This window comes from Stenotrophomonas maltophilia group sp. Smal12 (assembly GCF_037079935.1).
GTDB lineage: Bacteria > Pseudomonadota > Gammaproteobacteria > Xanthomonadales > Xanthomonadaceae > Stenotrophomonas > Stenotrophomonas sepilia.
Map to the genome: position 1 here is coordinate 16818 of NZ_JBAWUK010000004.1, position 24288 is coordinate 41105.

Sequence of the window (24288 nt, forward strand, 5' to 3'; positions counted from 1 at the left end):
CTCAGCCTCCCGGTGAAAGGCCATCGGCCAAGGTGCGCCGGTAGGCCAGCAATGCCGGCACCAGCCCAGCCACCGCACTGATCGCCAGCACCCCCGCCACCCACGCCAGCTCGCGGCCATCCGGCCAGACATGGGTGATCGACAGGCCGAAGGTGGCCAGTACCCAGCCGCGCCCGGCAATGCTGGCGACCACCAGCAGCGACAGGGCCAGCACGCACGCCACCGCACTGGTCGCCACCGCTTCCACCACCAGCAGGCCGGCGATGTAACCCGGCCGTGCCCCGGTGGCACGCAGGATGGCCATCTCACGCCGCCGCTCCTGCAGGGTCGAGACCAGCAGCGCCACCAGCGAAACCATGCCCAGCAGCACCACCATCGCACTGATCAGCTGCAACGCCCGCTCGGCGGTACCCAGCGACTGCCATAGCTGCTGCAGCGTCACGCCGGGCAGGATCGCCAGCATCGCCTCGTCCGGGTACTCGTTGATCCTGCGCTGCACCGAGAACGTCGCGATGCGCGAGTTCAGGCCCAGCATGAAGGCGGTGATGCTGGTCGGGGTCAGATCCAGATGACGCGCCTGCTCGGCGCTGACGCTCTGGCTGCGCAGCTGCACGCCCGAGCGCCAGTCGACATGGATCGCCTCGATGGCCGCCAGCGAGACCAGCAGCGACGAGTCGACCGGCGTGCCGGTGCGCTGCAGGATGCCGGCGACACGGAATGGCTTGTCGGCGTGCCTGGCCAGGGTGACTGCGCCGGTGCCGTGCGCCAGCACGATCTCATCACCGAGGACGACCTTCTGTGCCTGTGCCACCTCGGCACCGATCACCACGTCATACAGGTCGTCGAACGGCCGTCCGCTCGCAAATGCAAGCACGTGCCCGGCGCCGTACCGGTAGTGCTCGAAATAGGCATCGCTGGTACCGACCACGCGGTAGCCTCGCCAGGAATCGCCCAGCGAAAGCGGCACCGCCCACTTCACCTGCGGCATTGCGGACAGCGCCTGGTAGGAATGCCAGGACACGTTGTTGGTCGGGTCGCCGATATGGAACACCGAGTACAGCAGCAGGTTCACCGGCCCCGAACGCGCACCGACGATCAGGTCGGTACCGGACACGGTGCTGGCGAAGCCTTCGTGCGCCTGCGTGCGGACGCGCTCGACGCCCAGCAGCAGCACCACGCTGAGGGTGATGACCAGCACGGTCAGGCCCACGCTCAACGCACGGCTGCGCAGGCTGGCCCAGGCAAGCTCAAGCATGGCCGGCACCTGCCTGGTTGATCTGAGACAGGGCAATCGTGCGGTCGAACAACGGCTGCAGGCTGTGGTCATGGCTGACCACCAGCACCGTGGTGCCGGCCGCCTGGCACTGCGCCGACATCAGCTGCAGGAACGCGGTGGCCGCTTCACGGTCAAGCGCAGAGGTGGGCTCATCGGCCAGCAGCAACGCCGGGCGGCCGATCAGGGCGCGTGCCGCCGCCACGCGCTGCTGCTGGCCAACGCTGAGTGTGCCTGCGCGCCGCGGCATCAGCGCCGGGTCCAGCTGCAGGGCCTGCAGCAGGCGGGCGATCTCGGCATCCAACGGCCCACTGATGCGCGCGCTGCGCAGGCGCGAAAAGCGCAGGCCCAGCGCGATGTTGTCGCGCACGCTGAGGAACGGCAACAGATTGAACTGCTGGAAGATCACGCCCAGCTGGTCGGCGCGGAAGCGGTCGCGTGCGGCGCCACGCATCGTCTGCAGCGCGTGGCCGGCGACCTCGACGCTGCCCTTGCCGGGCAGCAGCACGCCCGCCAGCAGGCCCAGCAGCGTGCTTTTCCCACTGCCACTGATCCCGCGCAGCAGCACGCTGCTGCCCTGCTCGATCCACAGCCGCGGCACATCCAGCACCAGGCGCCGGCCATAGCCGAACTGCACGCCATCCAGCGCGATCACCGGTCGCAGGCTCACGGTGCCAGCACCACGCGCAGGTTGTCCGCAGTCAACACGCTGCGGTTCTGGCCGCGAGCCGTGGCGCTGTTGACGATCACTTCGTGCAGGCCCGGGAACAGTACGGGCAGGCGCACGACCATGGCCCGCAGCTCGGCCGGCCTGGCGCAGTGATACTGCAGCGTTGCGCTGAACCCCGCGTGCCGGTGCTGGCCTGGCGGCGGCGCGGCAGCCGACGCATCGAAGCCCTCGGCCTTGGCATCGTTCCCGGAAAGGCGGCAGTCCGCCGCGGTAGGCAGGGTGACCCAGCTGCCCCCCTTCAACAGCGCAGTCGCTCGCGCCAGCGCGGCCTGCTCTACCGCATTGGCCGGCGGCCGCTCGAAATCAAGGATGCCGATGCCGGGGGCCTGCAGGGCGAACTCCAGTGTCTGCTGGTCAAGCGCAACATCGACGGTGGCCTGGCCGTGCACATGCGCACCCAACTGGCGGACGTCATGGGCCTGCGCGGTGCTGGCCGTCAGCAGCAGGAAAAGAGCAGCAGAACGCTTCATGGGGATCCTCCTGTTGTTACTATGTAACCTTATGGACCATACCCCCACGACGCCCGCAAGGGCCCTTGCCCAGCCGCCACGTTCGGCACGCTGGCACCCCCGCTTCGATCTTGCCGGGGCCTGGCTGTCCCTGGCCTGCGCCGCCCACTGCATCGTCCTGCCCCTGCTGCTGGCCTTCGTGCCGGCCACGATGATGGCGCTGCGCTCGTTCCAGCATCCCGGCCATGGCGCCATGACATGGCTGCTGATGATGTCGCGCTGGGAGTGGCTGTTCGCGCTGCTGGCCTCCTCGCTGGCCTTGGCGAGTACCTTGGCCGGGGTGTATCGGCATCGGTACTGGTGCCCCCTGCGGTTGGCGTGCGTCGGCGCCATCCTGCTGTTGTCGGCCTCGCTGTACCTGCCGTTGAAGGAATCGCTGCTCTGGCACGGCGTGGCGACAGCCAGCGGTGGCGTGCTGCTGGCATGCGCGCATATCGGAAACCGGCGCGCGCTGCACAACCGCCGGTAGTGCCGGCCGCTGGCCGGCAGCGGCGGTGATCCAGCAGATGGGGAAGCCGGCCAGCGGCCGGCTCTACCGATCTTTATTCATCGAACGGGCGCTGGCCGAGCGTCTGTGTGACATGGTCGACGAAGCATGTGATGCGCGCGGCCAGCGCGGTGTTGCGGTAGTACACCGCGTTGATCGGCTGCCGCACCTCCTGCGTCTGCCTGGCCAACAGCTGCACCAGTCGGCCCTCGCGCCGGTCCTGGCCGGTCAGGAAGTCGGACAGGCAGGCGATGCCCAGCCCGGCCACCGCCATCTGCCGCAGTGTCTCGCCACTGGATGAAGCGATGGCCGGCGCGATCACGAAAGGCCCGCCATCGGCATCCTGCAGCGGCCATTCGTTCAAGGAGCTGGGCTGGGTGAAACCCAGCAGGTCGTGCTCGCGCAGTTGCTCCGCGCGCGTAGGCGTGCCGTGCCGTCGCAGGTACTCGGGGCTGGCCAGCACGCGGATGCGACTGTGGCCGATCGGCCGCGCATGCAGGGTCGAATCGCGCAAGACGCCGATGCGGAACGCCACATCGGTGCGCTTTTCGATCAGGTCGGTGATGCCCTCGTTGGAATTCAACTCCAGCTCCACCTGCGGGTAGCGCTCGCGGAAGCCCTCCAGCAGCGGCACGATCACGTGCAGCATGAACGGCGTGGCCGCGTCCACGCGCAGGCGCCCGACCGGCTGCAGCCGCCGCGCCGCCATCTGTTCCTCGGCCTCGTCAACCGTGGCCAGGATCGTGCGCGCGTACTCCAGGAACGCCGCGCCTTCCTCGGTCAATTCCAGCCGGCGCGTGGTCCGCCGCAGCAGCGTGGTCTGCAGCTTGTCCTCCAACCGCGCCAGGGTGCGGCTGGTGGCCGAGATGGTCAGCTCCAGCGCCTCGGCCGCCGCCGTGATCGAGCCACCATCGACCACCGCCACGAAGGCCTTCAGCTCATCCAGGGTGGTTTTCATTATTTACCTCGCTGCAAAAGCATTTCCCGTATACACGGCTTAATCAACAAATGTAAAGCGCCCACACTTCGCCCTGTCCCGAGCCCGCCGGCTCTCAACGAAGTCCCTGGAGTCCATCATGAGCGTTCCTTCCTTTGGCGTCGGCACCTTCCGCCTGACCGGCCAGACCGTCATCAACTCGGTGCGCAACGCCCTCGACGTCGGCTACCGTGCGGTCGACACGGCGCAGATCTACGGCAACGAAGCCGAGGTCGGCCAGGCCATCGCCGAATCCGGCGTCCGGCGCGACCAGCTGTTCCTGACCACCAAGATCTGGGTGGACAACTACGCCGTCGACAAGCTGATCCCGAGCCTGCGCGACAGCCTGGCCAAGCTGCGCACCGACTACGTCGACCTGCTGCTGATCCACTGGCCGGCGCCGGGCAATGGCGTTGAACTGCGCGAGTACATGACCGCGCTGGCCGAAGCCAAGACGCTGGGCCTGACCCGCCAGATCGGTGTGTCCAACTTCAACATCGAACTGACCCGGCAGGCCATCGAGGTGGTCGGCGCCGGCGAGATCGCCACCAACCAGATCGAACTGAGCCCCTACCTGCAGAACCCGGCACTGACTGCTTTCCTGCAGGATCAGGGCATCACCGTGACCTCCTACATGACCCTGGCCTACGGCAAGGTGCTGAAGGACCCGGTGCTGGCCGCCATCGCCGACAAGCACCAGGCCACCGTAGCCCAGGTCGCGCTGGCGTGGGCGCTGCAACGGGGCTACGCGGTCATCCCGTCCTCGACCAAGCGCGAGAACCTGGCCAGCAACCTGCTCGCCCAGGACCTGCGCCTGGATGCCGACGACATGGCCGCGATCGCCGCGCTTGACCGCAACGGCCGCGAAGTCGATCCGCCGGGCCTGGCCCCGGCCTGGGACTGAGGAGCCTCGCCATGGGGAGTGCGTTGGCGCGGCTGCAGGCCGGGGGTTTCAGCATCGGCATCGAAGCACCGCTGGACAATGACTGGACGCCGCTGGGCGAACAGGCGCGACGCGCCGCGCGACGCCTGCCCGGCCAACCGGACCTGCAGCGCCATGCGGAGCTGGCACGGCTGGCCGACCGCCTCGGCTTCCGTGCGCTGTGGGTACGCGACGTGCCGGTGTACGACCCGGCCTTCGGCGATGCGGCCCAGGTGTTCGAGGTGTTCAGCTACCTCGGCTACCTGGCCGGCATCACCGAGCAGATCCTGCTGGGCACCGGTGCGGTGGTGCTGCCGATCCGCGAGCCGCTGCTGACCCTGAAGTCGGCGCGCAGCGTGCAGCGGCTCAGCGGCGACCGCCTGCTGCTGGGCGTGGCCAGTGGCGACCGCCCGGTGGAGTACCCGCTGTTCGGCCGCGACTTCGACAGCCGTGGCAGCCGCTTCCGCGAGCAGATCGCACTGTTGCGCGAAGGCGCCGCCGCGCACCTGCCGCAGGGCCTGGATGTGCTGCCCGCGGATGGCCCGGCCCTCCCGCTGTTCGTGGCCGGCCTGGCCCAGCAGCAACCGGCGTGGATCGGCCAGCACATGGACGGCTGCCTGGCCTACCCGGGCCCGCCACAGGACCATGCGCAACGCGTGGCGGCCTGGCGCGCCGTGGCCGGCAACAAACCGTATGCCAGCTTCATCCATCTGGACCTGGTGCCCGATGCCGATGCCCCTCTGCAGCGCTGGCGCTTCGGCCTGCGCGGCGGCCGCAACGCCCTGCTGGCCGAGCTGCATGCCATGCAGGCCGCCGGTGTCGACCACATCGGCCTGCAGTTCCGCCGCAATGAACGGCCGTTGGCCGAAACCTTCCACGAAATCGCCGAGTACGTGCTGCCGCGCTTCCCGGCCCATGCCGGCGCCGCCGCGACGGCCTGACAGTTGCCGGAGCTTTGCCATGAAGATGAAGACCCTGGCCGCCCTTGCGCTGGCCACCCTGCCGCTGTCCTTCCAGGCTAGTGCCGAGGACTGGTATCCCTCTGCCTACGGTGCCAATGACGAGATCGGCGCGGCCAACCTGCTGACCGCGGACGTGGTCAAGCACGCGGTATCGCTGGTCAGGACCGGCAAGACCTATCCGCTGGCGGTGCCGGTGGACAAGAACCTGCCCGCGTTCCGCCACCGCAGCTTCCGCCTGTACAACGTGCAGGTCGGCCAGCAGGCCGGCACGTCGCTGGGCCCCAACAGGTTCACCTTCAACGATGAACTGGTGAACGCCTGGACCGGCGTTGGCACCCAGCTCAACGGCATCGGCCATATCGGCATCGACAACGTCTACTACAACGGCAACAAGGCCGCCGACTTCGTCACCGTGGACGGCGTGCGCAAGCTCGGCGTCGAGAAGGTGCCGCCAATGGTCACCCGCGGCGTGGTGCTGGACATGACCGCGTACTACGGCAAGGCGATCGTGCCCGGCGGCACCGAGTTCACCGTGGCCGACATCCAGGCCGTGCTGAAGAAGCAGGGCCTGAGCCTGCGCAAGGGCGACGTGGTGCTGTTCAACACCGGCTGGCTGGAACTGATCGGCAAGGACAACACGCAATTCCTGGCAGTGGAACCGGGTATCGGCATGGAGGCCGCGAAGTGGCTGGCCGACCAGGGCATCGTCGCCTTCGGTGGCGACACCTGGGCCTCGGAGGTCTACCCGAACCCGAACGGTGCCGAGGAATTTCCGGTCAACCAGTACATGCTGGCCAAGCGCGGCATCTACAACCTGGAGCTGATCGACAGCCGTGCCCTGGTGCGCGACAAGGCCTGGGAATTCCTGTTCGTACTCGGCCAGCCGCTGTACGTCGGCTCGACCCAGGTCAACATCAACCCGGTGGCGATTCGATGAGCGCTGCCACCGACCTGCCCGTGTTCGCTGGCCGCCGTTTCCGCGTCTGCTATGACGGCCTGGCGGCCGACAATGCCTACAGCGCCGATGGTCGCCACGTGCAGTACGCCATCGTCTCCGGCGCCTATGCCGGCGCACGTGGCGAAGCCGCCTGCGAGTGGCAACAGATCAGCGACGGGATCTATGCCATTTCGTGGCAGGAAGCCGACGGCGCCACGGTGGTGCATGTCGACGACTTCGTGGGTGGGCGTTCGCTGGCCTGGTTCACCGCCCCCGATGGGAGTTTCCATCGCATGCAGGGGCCGCTGCACGCGCTGTGATGCCGGCCAGCGGCCGGCACTACCCAAGCAATACCCCACTCTGTTTGACCGGGCCCGGTAGTGCCGGCCGCTGGCCGGCACCCTCGAACGAGTCGAACACCCCAGTCACCCAGTCGATGAACACCCGCAACCGCGGCGACGGCGTGCGATTGCGCGGGTAGACCAGGCTCAACGGACTCGGCGTCGGCGGCGCCTCCGGCAGCAGCTCCACCAGCTGCCGGCGCGCGATGTACGGGTCCATCCGGTAGCGAGGTGCCTGGATGATGCCCAGGCCTGCCAGCGCGGCACCGAGGAACGCATCCGCGCCGGACACACGCACCCGCGCCGGCAACGGCAGGTAGCGCACCTGCCCGCCCTGCTGGAACTCCAGCGGAATCAGCTGGCCGCTGGCGCTGGAGCGGTAGCCGACCATCTGGTGGCCGTCCTGCAGGGCATCGATGCTGGCCGGCACGCCCCTGGCCTGCACGTAGCCAGGCGAGGCAACCGTCACCTCGCGCAGCATCGTCAACCGGCGCGCCGCCAGATCGCTGTCGGCCAGCGTCCCCACCCGCAACGCCGCATCCACGCCTTCGCGCAACAGGTCGACATAGCGGTCGCCTTCGCTGACGTCCAGTTCGATCTCCGGGTAGCGCTGCAGGAATTCCGCCAGATGCGGAAACAGCAGGTGCCGGCCCAGCGTGCCGTGCACTTCAATGCGCAACGGGCCGCGTGGCGGCGCGTCACGGAACACGGCCTCGGCATCATCCATGTCGGCGATCAGGCGCAGGCAACGGCCATAGAAGGCCTCGCCTTCGAGCGTTGGCACCACCTGCCGCGTGCTCCGGTTCAGCAGGCGCACGCCCAGCCGCTGTTCGAGCGCCTTGATCGCGTCGGTCACCGTGGCCCGCGGCAGGCCGAGGTCCTCGGAGGCCCGGCTGAAGCTGCGGCGCTCGACGATACGGACGAAGGCTCGCATGGCCGTGAAGCGGTCCATTGTTCGGCTATCCGGATGATGTTGGCGGATTATGCAGGATTATCCGAGCGGGCAATGGCGCGAAGATGGCCCTGCGCCACTCCGGCGTGCCCACTGGAAACCACCATGACCCCCTCCCCCGTCCGCTCTGTCGCCCTGGTTACCGGCGGCTCCCGTGGCATCGGCGCCGCCATCTCCCGCCGGCTCGCCGCCGACGGCCACGCGGTCGCGATCAACTATGCGGGCCGCCGCGACGACGCCGAAGCCTTGGCGGCCGAACTCAGCGCAGCCGGCGCGCAGGCCATCGCATTGCAGGCCGATGTCGCCGATCCGCAGGCCATGCGTCAGCTGTTCGATGCCATCGAAGCCCGTTTCGGCGGTATCGACGTGGTGGTCAACAGCGCCGGTGTGCTGCAGCTGGCGCCGCTGGCCGACACCGACGACGCATTGTTCGAGCGGGTCATCGGCATCAACCTCAAGGGCGCCTTCAATGTGCTGCGCGAAAGCGCGCGCCGGGTGCGCGACAGTGGCCGCATCATCACCCTGTCCACCAGCGTGGTCGGCACCCGGCTGGAGAACTACAGCGCGTACGCCGCCAGCAAGGCGGCAGTGGAAACCATGAGCGCGATCCTCAGCAAGGAGCTGCGCGGGCGCAACATCACCGTGAATGCGGTGGCGCCGGGCCCGACCGCTACCGACCTGTTCCTGGACGGCAAGTCACCGGAACTGATCGAGCGGCTGGCGAAGATGAGCCCTCTGGAGCGGCTGGGTACGCCAGAGGACATCGCCGGTGCGGTGGCCTTCCTGGCCGGTGCCGATGGCGGATGGATCAACGGCCAGGTGCTGCGCGCCAACGGCGGAATGGTGTAGATCGCACAGATGGCATCCACGCATGGCGCGACGCCCTTGTAGAGCCGAGCCCATGCTCGGCTGCTCTTCGCGCAAAGGCCAGAAGCAGCCGGGCGTGGGCTCGGCGCTACAGGCAGGTCAGGCGCCATGGGCCTCGCGACGCCCGTGCACCCAGTAGTACAGCGTAGGCAGCACCAGCAGGGTCAGCAGCATCGCCGACAGCAGGCCACCGATCACCACCACCGCCAGCGGCTTCTGCGTCTCGGCACCAATCGCATGCGAAGTGGCCATCGGCAGCAGGCCGAACATCGCCAGCAGCGCGGTCATCAGCACCGTTCGCAGGCGCTGCAGCGAACCTTGCACCACCGCCTGCAGCAGGTCCATGCCCTGCTCGCGCAGCTGGGCGAAGCGACTGAGCATCACCACGCCGTTCAGCACTGCTTGCCCGAACAACGCGATGAAACCGATCGCCGCCGACACTGACAGCGGGATGCCAGTGAGCCACAGGGCGAGGATGCCGCCGATCATCGCCAGTGGCACGTTGGCCAGGATCAGCGCAGCGCTGCTGATGTCCTTGAAGGCATCGAACAGCAGCACGAAGATGATCAGCACCGACAGCGGAATCACCCAGCCCAGCCGCTTCATCGCACGCTGCTGGTTCTCGAACTCGCCGGACCACTCCAGCCGGTAGCCGTCCGGCAGCTGTACGCTGGCATCCACGCGCTTGCGCATGTCAGCCACCACGCTGCCCATGTCGCGGCCGGCGATGAAGATGCTCACCGCCTTCACCCGCTGTGCGTTCTCGCGCGAGATGTTGATCGCGCCGCTGGCCATGCGGAACTCGGCCACGTCGGACAGCGTCACCGTGTGGCCATCGCCAATGCCCACCGGGACCGTGCGCAACCGTTGCAGGTCACGGTCGGCGTCGTCCAGGCGCAGCGTGATCGGGAACCTGCGGTCACCTTCCCACAGTTCACCGACCTGGCGCCCGCCCAGTGCAGTCTCGATCACCTCGTCGATGTCGCGCACGTTCAGGCCATAGCGCGCCGCACGGTCGCGGTCGATGTCGATCTGCAACTGCGGCAGCGAACCATCGCGATCGATGAACGCGCTTTCCACGCCGTCCACCCCACGCACCTGGGCCAGGATCGCCTGCGCCTGCTGGTTGAGCACGTCCAGATCCGAGCCACTCACCTTGATCACCACCTGGCCCTTGATCTGCGAGATGCTCTCCAGGATGTTGTCGCGCACCGGCTGCGAGATCGAGAACTCCGGCCCCGGAATGCGCTGCTCCAGCATGCGCTGCAGGTCGCTTACCAGCTGCCGCTTGTCCACGCCCTTCGGCCATTCCTTCTCTGGTTTCAGCGCCACCAGCGCCTCGATCTGGTTGGCGCCCTTGGCGTCGGAGCCGTCCTCCGGACGCCCCAGCTTGGCCACTACCGTCGATACCTGCGGGAAGGTGCCGACCAGCCCACGGATGCGCCGCGACTGCTGCTGCGCCTCGGCCAGGCTGGTGCTCGGGTCGAGCGTGGCGGTCAGCCAGATCGATCCTTCGTCCAGCTCGGGCAGGAACTCCGAACCCAGCCGGGTGCCCAGTGCCAGCGTGCCGACCAGCAGCGCAACCGCGGTCAGTACCACTGCACGCGGGCGGGCCAGCGCCCGCTCCAGGATCGGCTTGTACCAGCCGCTCAGGCGGTCCATCAGTGGATTGCCATCACGCATGCGGTCGCGCCGCAACCACCAGTAGCAGAACAGCGGCACTACGGTCAGCGCCAGGATCAACGCACCGATCAATGCCGAGGTCACCGAGTACGCCATCGGCGCGAACATGCGGCCTTCCTGGCGCTGCAGGGTGAAGATCGGGATGTGCGCGGCGATGATGATCAGCATCGAGAAGAACGTCGGCCGCCCCACTTCGGAGGCTGCCGAGAGGACGGTCGAGAAGCGCGTTTTCCTGTCAGCGTTCGGCGGCAGCTTCGACAGCCGCGAAACGATGTGCTCGGTCACGATCACCGCGCCATCGATGATGATGCCGAAGTCCATCGCTCCCAGCGAAAGCAGGTTGGCCGGTACGCCCCACAGGTGCAGCCCGAGGAAGGTCGACAGCAGTGCCAGCGGCATCATCGCCGCCACGATCAGCGCCGCGCGGGCGTTGTACAGGAACAGCCACAGCACCAGGAACACCAGCACGGCGCCTTCCAGCAGGTTGCGGAAGACGGTTTTCAGCGTGGTCGAGACCAGCCATGAGCGGTCGTAGAACGGCTCGATGCTGACCCCGGCCGGCAGCTGGTTGGCCTCGATCTCGGCGATGCGCGCATGCAGGGCGTCGAGTACGTCGGACGGGTTCTCGCCCTTGCGCATCAGCACCATGCCGAACACCGCATCGTCATTGTCGTCGTGGCCGACCAGGCCCTGCCGGGGCAGGCCGGTATCGGCGATACCGGCAAGGTCGCGCACCAGGATTGGCGTGCCACCGCGCTGCGCCACCACCACGTTGCCAATGTCGGCCGGCGAACGCATCAGGCCCACACCACGGATCAGGAACTGCTGCTGGCCGCGTTCCACATAGCCGCCGCCCGCGTTCGAACTCCCCTTCTCCAGCGCCTCGGCGAACTCACCGAGGCTGATGCCGCGGTCACGCAGCTTGTCCAGGTCCGGCTTGACCTGGAAGGTGCGCGCAAAGCCACCGAAGCTGATCACATCGGCCACTCCAGGAACGGTGCGCAGGCTACGCTCCATCGTCCATTCCTGCACGGTGCGCAGCTGGGTCGGGGTCAGGTGCGGGCCTTTCAGCACATAGCGGTAGATCTCGCCCACCGCCGAGCTCATCGCCTCCAGCTCCGGGGTCACCCCTTCCGGCAGCTCCACGCCCTGCAGGCGCTCCAGCACCTGCTGGCGTGCGAAGTAGTCATCGGCCTTGTCGTCGAAGGTCAGGATGATCATCGACAGGCCGAACTGCGTATGCGAGAACACCCGCACCGAATGCGGAATGCCGGACAGCGCCACTTCCAGCGGCATCGTCACCTCACGCTCCACCTCTTCGGCGGCACGGCCCGGGTGCAGCGACACCACCGTCACCTGGGTGTCGGACACATCCGGGAAGGCTTCCACCGGCAGCACGCGGAACGCGGCGATGCCAGCGCCGATGAACAGCAGCAACGCCAGCATCACCATCAGCGGCTGGCGCAGGCAATAGGCAATCAGGCGATCGATCATGGGGCGGCGCGCCCCGTGCCGGTGCTGACGGCTGCCGGCGCGCTGTCCACCAGCTGTTGCAGCAGCAGGCCACCCTCGACGACCACTCTGCTGCCCCGCGCCAGGCCTTCACGCACCCACAGGCGGCCGTCACCCAGCTCCTCGGCGTGCACCGCGTGGCGCACGAAGCGGCCCTTGCCTTCCTCCACGAACACCACCTGCTTTCCGTCGATCAGCAACACCGCGGCGTCGGGCAGCGAGACACCGCCCTCGGACGGCAACGCCACCTGGGCGCGTACGTACTGCCCGGCCTTGAAGCCACGTGCGCGGTTGTCCAGCTCGGCACGCGCCTGCACCACGCGGCGCTCACTGTCGACGAAGTCATCCACGTGCTGCAGGGTCGCCTGCAGCGGCTGGCCATCGGCGCCGGGCACGCTCACCTGCATGCCGGCCTTCAACCGCCCTGCCAGGCTTTCAGGAACATCCAGCAGCAGCCACAGGCGGTCCGGATCGCCGATCACTGCCAATGGCTGCTCGCTGTCGGGACTGACCGACATGCCCGGGTTCATCCGCCGCTCCACCAGCACGCCATCGATGGGGGCGCGCAGCGGCAGGCGCTGGTCCACGCGCTGGCCATTGCCATAGGCCCGGGCGAATGCATTCGCGCGCGCATGATCGGCCTGGCTGCCCGCGAAGTTGGCCTCGGCCTCGTCCAGTTCACGGCCCGACGCCACACCCGCGGCATGCAGCTCGCGGGTACGGTCCAGTTCCCGGCGGGCCCGCTGCAGCTCGGCGCGGCCACGCACGCTGTGGGCCTGGGCCTGGCCGAACTCGGGCGAGGTGATCCAGGCAATCACCTGGCCGGCCTTCACTTTCTGCCCCGGCTGCGCCTCGATGCGCGCCACCTGACCCGGCAACGGCGTGCGCAGTGCACTGGAGCGTGTCTCGTCCCAGACCACCCGGCCCGGCAGCTGCAGGCTGGCGCTTGCGCCGGCGGTCACCGCCTCGCTGCGCAGCACGTCCAGCTGGCGGCTGCCGGCTGGAAACTGGACCTGGCCGGCACTGACCTGCGGCGCGTCCTCGGTATACGACGCCGGCTCGCGGCCGCAGCCGCCCAGCAGGGCCAGCGCCAGCAAGGCCGGCAGCACGGCATGTCGCGCCTGCGGGCGACAAACGACGATGAACTTCATCGAGACTCTCCTTCAGCAACGGATGTGGCCGCTTCCCAGCGCGCCAGGGCAATGGCATGGTTGACGCGTGCTTCGATCAGTGCGCCCTCGAAGTCGCGCCAGCTACGGCGCGCATCCAGCAGGTCGGTCAGGCTGGCGGCGCCGCGCCGGTAGGCCAGTTCGATGCCCTGCACCGCCTTGCGCGCGGCGTCGGACTGCAGTCCTTCGTAGTCGCTGCGGCGCTGCGCGGCGGACTGCACGCTGGCCTGCAGCAGGTCAAGTTCGGCGCGCGCTTCGCGCTGCAGCACCTGCAGTTCCAGCGCGGCACTATCACGGTCGGCCTCGGCACGCTGCATCGTGCCGCGTGCACGTGACGGGCCGCCGAGCGGGATGGTCAACGACACGCCCCAGGTCACACCGCTGATGTCGGTCGGCTCGCGTTCGGCTTCCACGCCCAACTGGATGTCGCGATAGCGCTCGCTGCGCGCCAGTGCCACACCGGCATCCGCCGCGGCCAGGCGCGAACGCGCCGCACGCAGATCGGCACGCTGCTGCGGATCGAACGCGCCCGTTGCGTCAACAGCTGCGGGGTCGGGCCAGGGCTCATCAGCGCTCAGGTCACCGCTGTCGTCACGGCCGAGCAGCAGCCCCAGCGCATGCCGTGCATCGCGCAGATCCAGGGCCGCCTCGCGCGCCGCGTCGGCTACGGCGAGATCGTCCACCGCCAGCCGCGCGCGATCCACCGGTGCCATCGCCCCTGTCGCGACCTGCTTGTCCGCCGCCGCCATCTGCTCGGCCGAACTCTGGCGGTTGGCGTCGGCGATCTGCGCCCGCTCCTGCGCGCCCTTCAGGCCGAAATAGGTTTCATGCAGCGCCACTTGCTGGCGGCGCCGGGTATCGAGCATCTCCAGACGGGCCACTTCCAGCAGCGCATCGGCCTGGCGAATGCGCAGGGCGCGCTTGCCACCGCGTTCCCAGGTCCAGCCCAGGCCCACGGTGCTGTCCATCCGCTTGTCCTGCCAGCGGCCCGGGCCGACGCCGTGCCTGGGGCTGAGCTTGCTGGTGCCGATCGACAGCTCGGTCGCTGGACGCAGCGCCGCCGTCTGCGCGTCGCCCTGCACGCCACGCAGCGCCAGTGCCGCCACACGCAGGTCCGGGTTGTGTGCTTCCATGGCGCGCTGCGCCTCCTGCAGGGACAGTGCCGACGCCGCAGGTGCGCACAGGAGGGCGGCCAACACAGCCGCAAGGCAAGGGGAGAAATTCATGCGCGTCACGGTAAGGTGACGCACTTGCGCCAATCTTGCCCCAACCTTGCACGAAGCTTGCAATGCGAATCCTGCTGATCGAAGACGACGCCGCCCTGGCCGATGGACTGATCCGTGCCCTGCAGGGCGCGGGTCATCTGTGCGACCACCTCTCGCGCGGGCTGCATGCACCCGCTGCACTGGCCAGCGCGCCATATGACGTGATGGTGCTCGACCTTTCATTGCCCGACGTCGATGGTCTGGACCTGCTCTCGCGCCTGCGCAACGACGGCGCCACCCTGCCGGTGCTGATCCTGACCGCACGCGATGGTGTGGAGGACCGCATCCTCGGCCTCGACCGCGGTGGCGACGATTACCTGGCCAAGCCGTTCGCACTCGGTGAGCTGGAAGCCCGCCTGCGTGCACTGTCGCGCCGCCGCAGCGATGCACCGGCTCAGAAGCGATTGGGCCGGTTGTGCTTCGACAGCATCCGCAATGAAGTGCAGGTTGAAGGCCAGCGCATCGAGTTGACCGCGCGCGAGCTGTCGCTGGTCGAGGCACTGATGCAACATCCCGGTCGCACCGTCACCAAGCAGCGCTTGTTCGATGCGCTGTACAGCTGGGACCACGAGGCCAACCTGTCGGTGATCGAGGTGCATGTCAGCCGCCTGCGCCGCAAGCTGGAACAGGCGCGCGCCGGCGTCGGCATCCGCATGCTGCGTGGACTTGGATACCGGCTGGAGGCCGGGCGTGACTGAGCGCGTGCACAGCCTGCGTGGCCTGCTGCTGCGCCGCCTGTGGCTGCCACTGCTGGTGCTGCTGCTGTGCAGCGCAGTCGGTTCATTCGCGCTGGCCCGGTTCTATGCCGGCCAGGTCTATGACCGCTGGCTGCTGGACTCGGCGATGTCGTTGTCCGAGCTGGTGAAGGTGCAGGACGGGCGTGCCTCGATCGAGATCACGCCTGCGGTGTCGCGCATGTTCACCTGGGACACCGCTGACGAAGTGCATGGCGAAGTGGTCGACGCCGCGGGCGGGCGCCTGTATGGCGACCTGCCCGAAGCGCTGCCCCGCCCCGCGATCGCTGCCGGCAGCAACGATGCCGTCTACTACGACGCGCGCCTGCGTGGGCAGCCGGTGCGCATGGTCGAAGTCGTGGTCAGCGCCGGGCCGGGCCACGATATCCGCCTGCGCGTGGCCGAGACGCTGCGCAAGCGCCACCGCCTGGAGCGCAAGCTGCTGCTGACCAGCATTCCGTTCCAGGCCGCGATCCTCGCCCTCGCGGCCTGGCTGGCCTGGTCCGGGACCGGCGCGGCTGCACGCCACGCCAACCAGGTGGCACGGCGGTTGGCCAGCCCACGCCCCGACCCGCTGGCGCCACTGGAGCCGGCGCAGGAGGCGCCGCGCGAACTGTGGCCGGCGGTGGAGGCCTACAACGCCCTGCTGCAGCGACTGGACGCCATGCAAGCCGCGCAACGGCGCTTCGTCAGCAACGCCGCGCACCAGCTGCGCACGCCGCTTGCTGCGATGCAGGTGGAGCTGGAGAGTTCATTGCGGCAACAGGATCCGCAGACCCAGCAGCTCGCGCTGTCCGGCACGCTGGCTGGGTTGGCGCGGCTGCAGCACCTGGTCAACCAACTGCTGATGCTCAGCCGCTCGGAAGATCCACAGGGCAGCGCACTGCCGCTGCAGCCGCCGGATCTGGCCGCGCTGGCGCGGGGCGTGGTCGAGCGCTACGCCGACCGTGCGTTGGCTGCAGGCGTGGACCTGGGATACGACGGACCCGACGACGGCGTGCATATACAGGGCGATCCGCAGCTGCTGCGCGAGGCGCTGGGTAACCTGCTGGACAACGCGCTGCGCTACGGCGCGGCGCCCGGTGTGATCACCCTGGGCGTTCGGCAGGAAACCGACGGCGTGCAGGTCTGGGTGGACGATGACGGCGCCGGCATCGCCGAAGCCGAACGCGCGCGCGTCACAGAACGCTTCTACCGGGCCAGCAGCGAGGGGGACGGCTGCGGGCTGGGGCTGGCGATCGTGGCCGAGATCGCGCAACGGCATGGTGCGATGTTGAAGATCGAAACGGCGCCGCTCGGTGGCGCGCGCGTGGGGCTGCGGTTCCGCTGAGCGTTGTTGAATTGCCCTTGTAGAGCCGAGCCCATGCTCGGCTGCTCCTGGCACGATGCCTGAGCCGAGCGTGGGCTCGGCTCTACAGGTTCCTGGTCACCCGTGAAGCGTGCCAACCAAGGTCGGCACCTACCAATCGTCACTGGCTCATCGAATACGGCGCCTGCGCGCCCTGCCCCGGCCAGTCCTTGTTCGGCTCGGCCTGCATGCTGAAGCGCAGTTCGCCGCCGGCCAGGATCTCGTCGTGGCGCAGGAAGGTACGCTGCAGCGGCTTGCCGTTCAACGTCACGCTGCCCACGTACGTGTGCGCGTCATCCAGCCCCTCGGCCACGATGGTGAACGTCTTGCCGTTGGGCAGGCGCATCGCGGTCTTCGGCAGGAACGGACGGCCAAGGATGTACTCGCCCGAGCCCGGGGCCACTGGATAGAAGCCCAGCGCGGTGAACACGTACCACGCCGACATCTGGCCGACATCATCGTTGCCGGCCAGGCCATCCGGGCGGTCGGCGTACTGGGTATCCATGATCTGCTTCAGGCGCGCCTGCGTGCGCCACGGCTGGCCGGCATACGAATACAGGTAGGCCACGTGGTGGCTGGGCTCATTGCCGTGGGCATACCAGCCGATCAGGCCGGTGATGTCTTCCATGTGCTCGAAGATCGACGGATCCACCTTGGCGTTGAACACCTCGTCCAGGCGCGCGAGCAGCTTGTCGCTGCCACCGTGCGCGGCCGCCAACCCGGCGACGTCCTGCGGCACGTACCACGAATACTGCCATGCGTTGCCCTCGGTATAGTCGGTGCCGTAGCCGCTGGCGCTGGGGTCGAAGGGCGTGCGGAAACTGCCGTCGCGCTTGCGTGCGCGCATGAAGCCGGTGTCCTTGTCGAAGGCATTGCGCCAGTTGCCTGCGCGCTTGTCGAAGGTCGCCGCGATATCGGCCTTGCCCATGGCCTGCGCCATGCGTGCGATGGTCCAGTCGTCGAAGGCGTATTCCAGCGTCTTGCTGGCTGCTTCGCCCTCCTCGTCGATCGGCACGTAGCCCAGCTCGCGGTACTGCGCGATGCCGTCATAGGGACCGTAATTGGCGGTCTCGACCATTGCCTTCAGCGCCTTGTCGGCGTCGAAGCCACGAATGCCCTTCACGTAGACATCGGCGATCACCGGCACGGCGTGGTAGCCGATCATGCACCAGTCTTCCAGGCCATGGAACGACCATACCGGCAGCATGCCGTACGGGCTGTGCTCATGGTGGGCAAGCATGGAATTGACGAAGTCGCTGTTGCGCTTCTCCGGCTGCACCAGCGTCAGCAACGGGTGCAGCGCACGGTAGGTGTCCCACAGCGAGAACGTGGAATAGTTCGTGTAGCCCTCGGCCTTGTGCACGGCATTGTCCGGCCCGCGGTACTGGCCATCGGCATCCATGAACAGCGTCGGCCCCAGCAGGGTGTGGTACAGCGCGGTATAGGCACTGCGCCGCGCATGCTCGGGGGCGTCGATATCGAGTACCGACAGCGCCTGCGTCCACTCCTGCTTTGCCTGCGCACGCACGCGGTCGAAATCGAAGTCGGCCACTTCGGCGTCGAGGTTGGCGATGGCGCCGGCTTCACTGACCGGCGAGATCGCCACCTTCACCACCAGCGGTGCATCCAGCTTGCCGAATGCGAACGTGCCGACCAGCTGTCGGCCCTCGATCTGGGCGCGCTGCGCGGGATCCTTCTCACCCGGCGGCGGGAAGCCCTTGTAGACGATGTCCTGCTCGGTGTTGTGCAGCTCGTGCCCGGCCAGCGGGCGCGAGAAACGCATCGCGAAATACAGCTGGCGGCCCGGCGCCCAGCCGCGGGTTTCGCGGAAGCCCGTGACCGTGCCGTCGGCGCGCACCCGTACCCGCGACCACAGCACCTTGCCCGGGTAGTCGTACATGCTGGTACGCATGTCCAGCAGCACCTTGGCGTCGGTACCCTTGGGGAAGGCATAGCGATGCACGCCCACGCGGGTACTGGTGGTCAGCTCGGCACGCACCCTGTAGTCGTCCAGGGTGACCGCGTAGTAGCCCGGCTCGGCCTTCTCGTCAGCGTGGCGGAACCGCGAGGCATAGCCGCTGCCCGGCTTCTCCGGATCGCCACGCTCCAGGCCGGGAGTGCCGGTGAACGGCATCAGCAGGATGTCGCCCAGGTCCGAATGACCGGTGCCGGAAAAATGCGTATGCGAGAAACCGACGATGCTGCTGTCGTCGTAACGGTAGCCCGCCGCCCAGCCATAGGCCTTCTCGCGCGGCTGGATGCGCGTGTCCGGGCTGAGCTGGACCATGCCGAACGGCACCGTGGCGCCGGGATAGGTGTGGCCCTCGCCACCGGTTCCGATGAAGGGATCGACGGCGGCGTAGGCGCGTTCGGCGGCGGATTTCGACGGGACCGCCAGCGCCGCCCCGGAGGCAAGCACGGCGGTCGCGGCGAAAGCGATCAGGAGACGACGGTCCAGCGTGGGCATCGGCGTTTGGATCGATTCAAGATGTTGACCGGATGCTAGCACCGGGCTTCAGGTGCCGCATGTTGCGGCGCAACTGAATGGATCTAAAGGCGACAAAAGCTGTCCGATTTCCTATGCAACTAATTGCATGGTTCGATGCCGTGGCGCTCACCACACTGTCGCCAAAGCCGAAAAGCGGGGCGAAAAAGGTGCCCTGCGGCATTCCCGGTCGCAATGCGACCGCTATTGCACTTTGCACCAGCCGGGCCGGAAAGTGCGCCGGAATCACTTCATCCTCACGCCATCACAGCGTTTCATTCACGCCAACGAAGTGATGCGGCCCGTTTCCCGAAGTTTGATACCCCGTAGGAGTACCGCCATGAAGATCGCAGTTCGTCGTTCCCTTGCCATGGCCATAGCCACCGGCATCACCCTCGCATCCACCGCCCAGGCCGGAACTCTGGGCCCTGGCCAGTCGGCCACAGTGAATGCTGGGGATGCCCCGGAGTCCTGGTCACTCGACGGCGCACAGCTGACAGGCAATCCAGGAGCACGCCTCCTGGACATCGATGCCCGAGGGACATCCAGCGTCACGGCGAACAGCGTGTCCATTGATGGGCGGATCAATCTGAACAACAGCTCACTCTCGTTGAGCGACAGCACCGTCCGGAACACCGCCGGCCGTGCCCTGAGTCTGATTACCTCCGGTGGCACTTCCGGCAGCTCCGTCGCAGTCGTCGAACGCACCACACTGGTAGGTGCCGGCATCGGTGGTAGTGCTACGCAGGGTGCCGATCTGACGCTGGACGCAAGCCGACTCGAAGGCGTGTTCAACTCCAACGGCGCTTTTGACCGCGGTATTGGATTCCTGTTGGCCGACCCGGCCCACCTGCTTGCCCGGAATGGAAGCACCATCATTGGTGATGATTCGGGCATCAATGCGAACTTTCAAATGGCCGCACCAGGTGATAGAGCCAATGTTGAGATAGACGCTTCGCGTGTTGAAGGCCGCAGCGGCGCAGGCATTCATGTTGTGCGCTTTGGTAGCAGGCCTTCTGTCCTGGCGACGTTCAATTTCCGCAACGGCAGCCAGCTGGTCGGTGGCAGCGGCACCGCGCTTCTGGTCGAGGATGCAGACGCAGAGATCGACCTGAACCTCGATGCCTCGAGCGCGACCGGTGGCATCGTTAACGCTGCCGGGGGCACTGTGAACGTCGCACTCTCGAACGGCGCCAGCATCACCGGCGCGATGACCGACGTCACTCGCGTGTCACTGGACTCTGCCACCTGGAACATGACCGGAAACTCCACGGTCGGTGCGCTAAGCCTCGGCAACGGCACCGTGTCCCTCGGCGACGGCTCCGCCTTCCACACCCTGAACGTAGCCGGCAACTTCAGCGGCGCCGATGGCACGATCATCTTCAACACCGTATTGGCCGGCGACAACGCCGCCACCGACAAGCTGATCATTGGCGGTGACACCAGCGGCACTGCCAATGTGCGCGTCAACAACGTCGGCGGTGCCGGTGCTCAGACGGACAAGGGCATCGAACTGATGCAAGTGGGCGGCACCTCCAACGGCCAGTTCAACCTCTCCGGCCGCGCAGTGGGCGGTCAGTACGAGTACTTCCTGCACAAGGGTACCGGCGCTGATGGCAACTGGTACCTGCGTTCCCAGCTGCCGACGGTTCCTGACCCCTGCGAGCCCAACCCCGGCTTGCCGCAATGCCCGCCGGTCGACCCTGTGGATCCCGTGGATCCCGTGGATCCCGTGGATCCGGTCGATCCGGAACCGGTGCTGCGCCCCGAACCCGGCGCCTACCTGGCCAACCTGCAGGCCGCGCAGACGATGTTCCGCCTGGGCTACCACGACCGCAACGCCGGCCAGAACTCCGGCCGCGCCTGGGCCCGCGTGGATGGCTCGCGTAACGGCTTCGATGCCGTCAGCCGCCAGCTCGACATCCGTGGCAACAGCCAGGCACTGACCGTCGGTGCTGATCTGTGGCGTCACGATTCGGGCAGCAGCGTGGGCGTGATGCTGTCCACCGGCAACGCCACCAGCACCTCCACCAACGCGCTGACCGGCTACTACGCCCGCGGCAAGGTGAAGGGCGAAGCGCTGGGCATCTACGGCACCTGGCGCGGCGGCAACGGTGCCGACCCGTATGCAGGCTTCTATGTGGACGGCTCGGTGCAGCGCGCGCAGTTCCGCAATCGCGTGGAAGGCATCGGCCTGGACGCGGAACGCTACGACAGCCGTGCCTGGCAGGGTGCGGTGGAAACCGGCTACGCGTTCCGTGTAGGCGGTGCCAGCAACGGCGGCATCTACCTGGAGCCGCAGCTGCAGGTGGGCTACAGCCGCTGGGACAGCAACCGCCACACCGAGGCCAACGGCACGGTGGTGAGCACCGAGAATGCCAATGGCCTGTTCGGCCGCGCGGGCCTGCGCCTGTCCGGCGTGACCCGCTGGGGCAACGGGACCGCCGAGGTGCAGCCGTACCTGACCGCCAACTGGCTGCACACCCGCGCCGAATCGCAGATCCGCATGGATGACGAGATCGCCGATGCACGCGTGCCGCGCAGCCGTGGCGAGTTCAGCGGCGGCGCATCGGTGAAGTTTGCCAACGGCGTCGGTGCCTGGGGCGGCCTGTCGCTGCAGCGGGCCAGCGGCTATCACCAGACCAGTGCGCAGGTGGGTGTCAGTTACAGCTGGTAAGCCTTGCGCATGAGAGGCAGCCAGGCTGGCGCCTCCCAGAAAATCCACATAGCCTTTCGTGAGCCGCTCGGATTGAGGCTCGCAGGAGACCTTTCATGAAGATCGTTGTTCGTCATTCCCTTGCCATGGCCATAGCCACCGGCATCACCCTCGCATCGACCGCCCAGGCCGGAACTCTGGGCCCCGGCCAGTCGGCCACTGTGAATGCTGGCGACCCTGTTGAGAGCTGGACGGCCCAGGACGCCACGCTGACGTTCAACACCGGCAGCGCCGCCACATCCGTAGGCATCAGTGAGGGGTCCACGCTCGCCATGACGGGGGCAGCAGTCATCGCCAGCCAGTCGTTTGCCGCCGTCCAGATCGCCTCCTCCAGCGCGACGATCACCGGCACCCGGATACAGAACAGCCGCGCTGCGGGATTGGCTGTAACCAATGGCTTCTCTGGTGGCGCTGCAGGCACTGCAACTGTCACTGGTTCGAGCATCGTCGGCCAAGGAATAGGAAGCTATGTTCAGGGTGGCGTGCTGGCGCTGAGCAACACAACGATTGATGGAACCGGCATCGGAGCCGGCCTCCTTCCACCCGAAATCTCGTCCGGTCTGGCAGTCTTCTCCAATTCAAATGTCAGCATCACCAACGGTTCTTCCGTCACGGGCGATGAAAACGGCATCGTTGTGAAGGACATTGGGGGAACCCCCACCAGTCCGATCAGTGACAACGTCCTCACCATCGACAAGTCACGCGTCTCCGGCCGAAATGGCTCGGGCATCGTGGTCAGCGGCGCCGGGTCGATCGCTCCTACCACGATCAACATTCTCAACGGCAGCGCCGTCAGCGGCGGCAATGGCGTGATTGCTGAAGCCGTCGATGGCGGCACTCTGAATCTGAACGCCGGCGCGTCGCAACTGCAGGGTACGCTTCGTGCCGACGCCACCTCGCAGCTGCACGCCAAGCTGTCCAATGGCGCCGTGTTGAACGGTGTCATGACGAATGTCACCAGCGCCACATTGGACTCTGCCACCTGGAACATGACCGGAAACTCCACGGTTGGTGCACTAAGCCTCGGTAACGGCACCGTGTCCCTCGGCGACGGCTCCGCCTTCCACACCCTGAACGTAGCCGGCAACTTCAGCGGCGCCGATGGCACGATCATCTTCAACACCGTACTGGCCGGCGACAATGCCGCCACCGACAAGCTGATCATCGGCGGTGACACCAGCGGCACTGCCAATGTGCGCGTCAACAACGTCGGCGGTGCCGGTGCTCAGACCGACAAGGGCATCGAACTGATCCAAGTGGGTGGCACCTCCAACGGCCAGTTCAACCTCTCCGGCCGCGCAGTGGGCGGTCAGTACGAGTACTTCCTGCACAAGGGCACTGGCGTCGACGGCAACTGGTACCTGCGTTCCCAGCTGCCGACGGTTCCTGACCCCTGCGAGGCCAACCCCGGCTTGCCGCAATGCCCGCCGGTCGACCCTGTGGATCCCGTGGATCCGGTCAATCCGGAACCGGTGCTGCGCCCCGAACCCGGCGCCTATCTGGCCAACCTGCAGGCCGCGCAGACGATGTTCCGCCTGGGCTACCACGACCGCAACGCGGGCCAGAACTCCGGCCGCGCCTGGGCCCGCGTGGATGGCTCGCGTAACGGCTTCGATGCCGTCAGCCGCCAGCTCGACATCCGTGGCAACAGCCAGGCACTGACCGTCGGTGCTGATCTGTGGCGTCACGATTCGGGCAGCAGCGTGGGCGTGATGCTGTCCACCGGCAACGCCAGCAGCACCTCCACCAATGAACTGACCGGCTACTACGCCCGCGGCAAGGTAAAGGGCGACGCGCTGGGCCTCTACGGCACCTGGCGCGGCGGCAACGGTGCCGACCCCTATGCAGGCTTCTACGTGGATGGCTCGGTGCAGCGTGCGCAGTTCCGCAATCGCGTGGAAGGCATCGGCCTGGACGCGGAACGCTACGACAGCCGTGCCTGGCAGGGTGCGGTGGAAACCGGCTACGCGTTCCGTGTAGGCGGTGCCAGCAACGGCGGCATCTACCTGGAGCCGCAGCTGCAGGTGGGCTACAGCCGCTGGGACAGCAACCGCCACACCGAGGCCAACGGCACGGTGGTGAGCACCGAGAATGCCAATGGCCTGTTCGGCCGCGCGGGCCTGCGCCTGTCCGGTGTAACCCGCCCGGGCAACGGCGCGGCGGAAGTGCAGCCGTACCTGACCGCCAACTGGCTGCACACCCGCGCCGAATCGCAGATCCGCATGGATGACGAGATCGCCGATGCACGCGTGCCGCGCAGCCGTGGCGAGTTCAGCGGCGGCGCATCGGTGAAGTTTGCCAACGGCGTCGGTGCCTGGGGCGGGATGTCGCTGCAGAAGGCCAGCGGCTATCACCAGACCAGTGCGCAGGTGGGTGTCAGTTACAGCTGGTAAAGCCTTGCGCATGGGAGGCGGCCAGGC

20 protein-coding genes are annotated in these 24288 nt (G+C 67.4%); 10 read left to right on the forward strand and 10 right to left on the reverse strand.

Going from position 1 to position 24288, the window contains the following annotated elements; all coding sequences use genetic code 11:
• Position 1 precedes the first annotated feature (1 nt).
• Genes WDC87_RS02770 through WDC87_RS02780 form a run of 3 tightly spaced genes read right to left on the reverse strand, consistent with a single transcriptional unit; the run spans position 2 to position 2473 of the window.
• Positions 2 to 1255: an ABC transporter permease gene (locus WDC87_RS02770; protein WP_252745028.1), complete on the reverse strand. Its 1254-nt coding sequence runs from the start codon at positions 1253 to 1255 to the stop codon at positions 2 to 4.
• Entirely contained in the window at positions 1248 to 1943 is a 696-nt protein-coding gene (locus tag WDC87_RS02775) for an ATP-binding cassette domain-containing protein (protein WP_252745029.1), read from the reverse strand. The genes WDC87_RS02770 and WDC87_RS02775 overlap by 8 nt, the downstream gene beginning before the upstream one ends.
• The gene (locus tag WDC87_RS02780; RefSeq protein WP_252745030.1) at positions 1940 to 2473 is read right to left on the reverse strand and encodes a DUF2796 domain-containing protein; all 534 of its coding nucleotides are present in this window, start codon (positions 2471 to 2473) and stop codon (positions 1940 to 1942) included. The genes WDC87_RS02775 and WDC87_RS02780 overlap by 4 nt, the downstream gene beginning before the upstream one ends.
• Positions 2474 to 2504: 31 nt before the next feature.
• On the opposite strand from WDC87_RS02780, the gene WDC87_RS02785 reads away from it, so the two are divergent.
• Positions 2505 to 2981: a MerC domain-containing protein gene (locus WDC87_RS02785; RefSeq protein ID WP_111007772.1), complete on the forward strand. Its 477-nt coding sequence runs from the start codon at positions 2505 to 2507 to the stop codon at positions 2979 to 2981.
• Positions 2982 to 3054: 73 nt separating this feature from the next.
• Here WDC87_RS02785 and WDC87_RS02790 read toward each other — a convergent pair whose 3' ends face one another.
• Positions 3055 to 3957: a LysR family transcriptional regulator gene (locus WDC87_RS02790; RefSeq protein WP_111007773.1), complete on the reverse strand. Its 903-nt coding sequence runs from the start codon at positions 3955 to 3957 to the stop codon at positions 3055 to 3057.
• A gap of 118 nt (positions 3958 to 4075) precedes the next feature.
• Between WDC87_RS02790 and dkgB the strand changes: the two genes are divergently transcribed.
• From dkgB to WDC87_RS02810, 4 genes are read left to right on the forward strand one after another with little or no spacing between them, the layout of a single operon-like run.
• Positions 4076 to 4879, forward strand: a complete 804-nt coding sequence (gene dkgB, locus WDC87_RS02795) for a 2,5-didehydrogluconate reductase DkgB (RefSeq protein WP_252745031.1) — start codon at positions 4076 to 4078, stop codon at positions 4877 to 4879.
• An 11-nt stretch (positions 4880 to 4890) separates the two neighbouring features.
• A complete protein-coding gene (locus WDC87_RS02800; RefSeq protein WP_252745032.1) occupies positions 4891 to 5838 on the forward strand; it encodes a TIGR03571 family LLM class oxidoreductase in 948 nt (315 codons plus the stop codon).
• Positions 5839 to 5857: 19 nt separating this feature from the next.
• Positions 5858 to 6796: a cyclase family protein gene (locus tag WDC87_RS02805; RefSeq protein WP_252745033.1), complete on the forward strand. Its 939-nt coding sequence runs from the start codon at positions 5858 to 5860 to the stop codon at positions 6794 to 6796.
• Positions 6793 to 7116, forward strand: coding sequence for an adenylate cyclase (locus WDC87_RS02810; protein ID WP_252745034.1), 324 nt, complete (start codon positions 6793 to 6795; stop codon positions 7114 to 7116). The genes WDC87_RS02805 and WDC87_RS02810 overlap by 4 nt, the downstream gene beginning before the upstream one ends.
• Positions 7117 to 7135: 19 nt before the next feature.
• Here WDC87_RS02810 and WDC87_RS02815 read toward each other — a convergent pair whose 3' ends face one another.
• Positions 7136 to 8089, reverse strand: a complete 954-nt coding sequence (locus WDC87_RS02815) for a LysR family transcriptional regulator (RefSeq protein WP_252745035.1) — start codon at positions 8087 to 8089, stop codon at positions 7136 to 7138.
• 105 nt (positions 8090 to 8194) lie between these two features.
• Here WDC87_RS02815 and WDC87_RS02820 point away from each other — a divergent pair, with 105 nt between their 5' ends.
• Positions 8195 to 8938 (forward strand): SDR family oxidoreductase, encoded by a 744-nt coding sequence (locus tag WDC87_RS02820; protein ID WP_072168811.1) that lies wholly within the window; start codon positions 8195 to 8197, stop codon positions 8936 to 8938.
• 117 nt (positions 8939 to 9055) lie between these two features.
• Here WDC87_RS02820 and WDC87_RS02825 read toward each other — a convergent pair whose 3' ends face one another.
• The 3 genes from WDC87_RS02825 to WDC87_RS02835 are packed head-to-tail and all read right to left on the reverse strand — an operon-like array spanning position 9056 to position 14546.
• Complete coding sequence (locus WDC87_RS02825; protein ID WP_252745036.1) at positions 9056 to 12133, reverse strand: CusA/CzcA family heavy metal efflux RND transporter; 3078 nt, start codon at positions 12131 to 12133, stop codon at positions 9056 to 9058.
• On the reverse strand, positions 12130 to 13302 hold the full coding sequence (locus WDC87_RS02830; RefSeq protein WP_111007781.1) for an efflux RND transporter periplasmic adaptor subunit: 1173 nt from the start codon (positions 13300 to 13302) through the stop codon (positions 12130 to 12132). Before WDC87_RS02830 ends, WDC87_RS02825 begins: the two co-directional genes overlap by 4 nt.
• Complete coding sequence (locus WDC87_RS02835) at positions 13299 to 14546, reverse strand: TolC family protein (protein WP_289852686.1); 1248 nt, start codon at positions 14544 to 14546, stop codon at positions 13299 to 13301. Before WDC87_RS02835 ends, WDC87_RS02830 begins: the two co-directional genes overlap by 4 nt.
• A gap of 62 nt (positions 14547 to 14608) precedes the next feature.
• Between WDC87_RS02835 and WDC87_RS02840 the strand changes: the two genes are divergently transcribed.
• Both WDC87_RS02840 and WDC87_RS02845 read left to right on the forward strand, forming a co-directional pair.
• Positions 14609 to 15283 carry a response regulator gene (locus WDC87_RS02840; RefSeq protein WP_088496254.1) on the forward strand — a complete coding sequence of 225 codons (675 nt, stop codon included), beginning with the start codon at positions 14609 to 14611 and terminating at the stop codon, positions 15281 to 15283.
• Positions 15276 to 16649, forward strand: a complete 1374-nt coding sequence (locus WDC87_RS02845) for a sensor histidine kinase (protein ID WP_088496253.1) — start codon at positions 15276 to 15278, stop codon at positions 16647 to 16649. The genes WDC87_RS02840 and WDC87_RS02845 overlap by 8 nt, the downstream gene beginning before the upstream one ends.
• Positions 16650 to 16788: 139 nt before the next feature.
• Here the strand turns inward: WDC87_RS02845 and WDC87_RS02850 are convergent, their stop codons facing one another.
• Both WDC87_RS02850 and WDC87_RS02855 read right to left on the reverse strand, forming a co-directional pair.
• Positions 16789 to 19134, reverse strand: a complete 2346-nt coding sequence (locus tag WDC87_RS02850; RefSeq protein ID WP_227836774.1) for a GH92 family glycosyl hydrolase — start codon at positions 19132 to 19134, stop codon at positions 16789 to 16791.
• A 619-nt stretch (positions 19135 to 19753) separates the two neighbouring features.
• Positions 19754 to 20143: a hypothetical protein gene (locus WDC87_RS02855; protein ID WP_146260233.1), complete on the reverse strand. Its 390-nt coding sequence runs from the start codon at positions 20141 to 20143 to the stop codon at positions 19754 to 19756.
• Between the two features lie 3 nt (positions 20144 to 20146).
• Between WDC87_RS02855 and WDC87_RS02860 the strand changes: the two genes are divergently transcribed.
• On the forward strand, positions 20147 to 21829 hold the full coding sequence (locus WDC87_RS02860) for an autotransporter outer membrane beta-barrel domain-containing protein (RefSeq protein WP_336331275.1): 1683 nt from the start codon (positions 20147 to 20149) through the stop codon (positions 21827 to 21829).
• A 95-nt stretch (positions 21830 to 21924) separates the two neighbouring features.
• Positions 21925 to 24261: an autotransporter outer membrane beta-barrel domain-containing protein gene (locus WDC87_RS02865; protein WP_336331276.1), complete on the forward strand. Its 2337-nt coding sequence runs from the start codon at positions 21925 to 21927 to the stop codon at positions 24259 to 24261.
• The last annotated feature ends 27 nt before the right edge of the window (positions 24262 to 24288 follow it).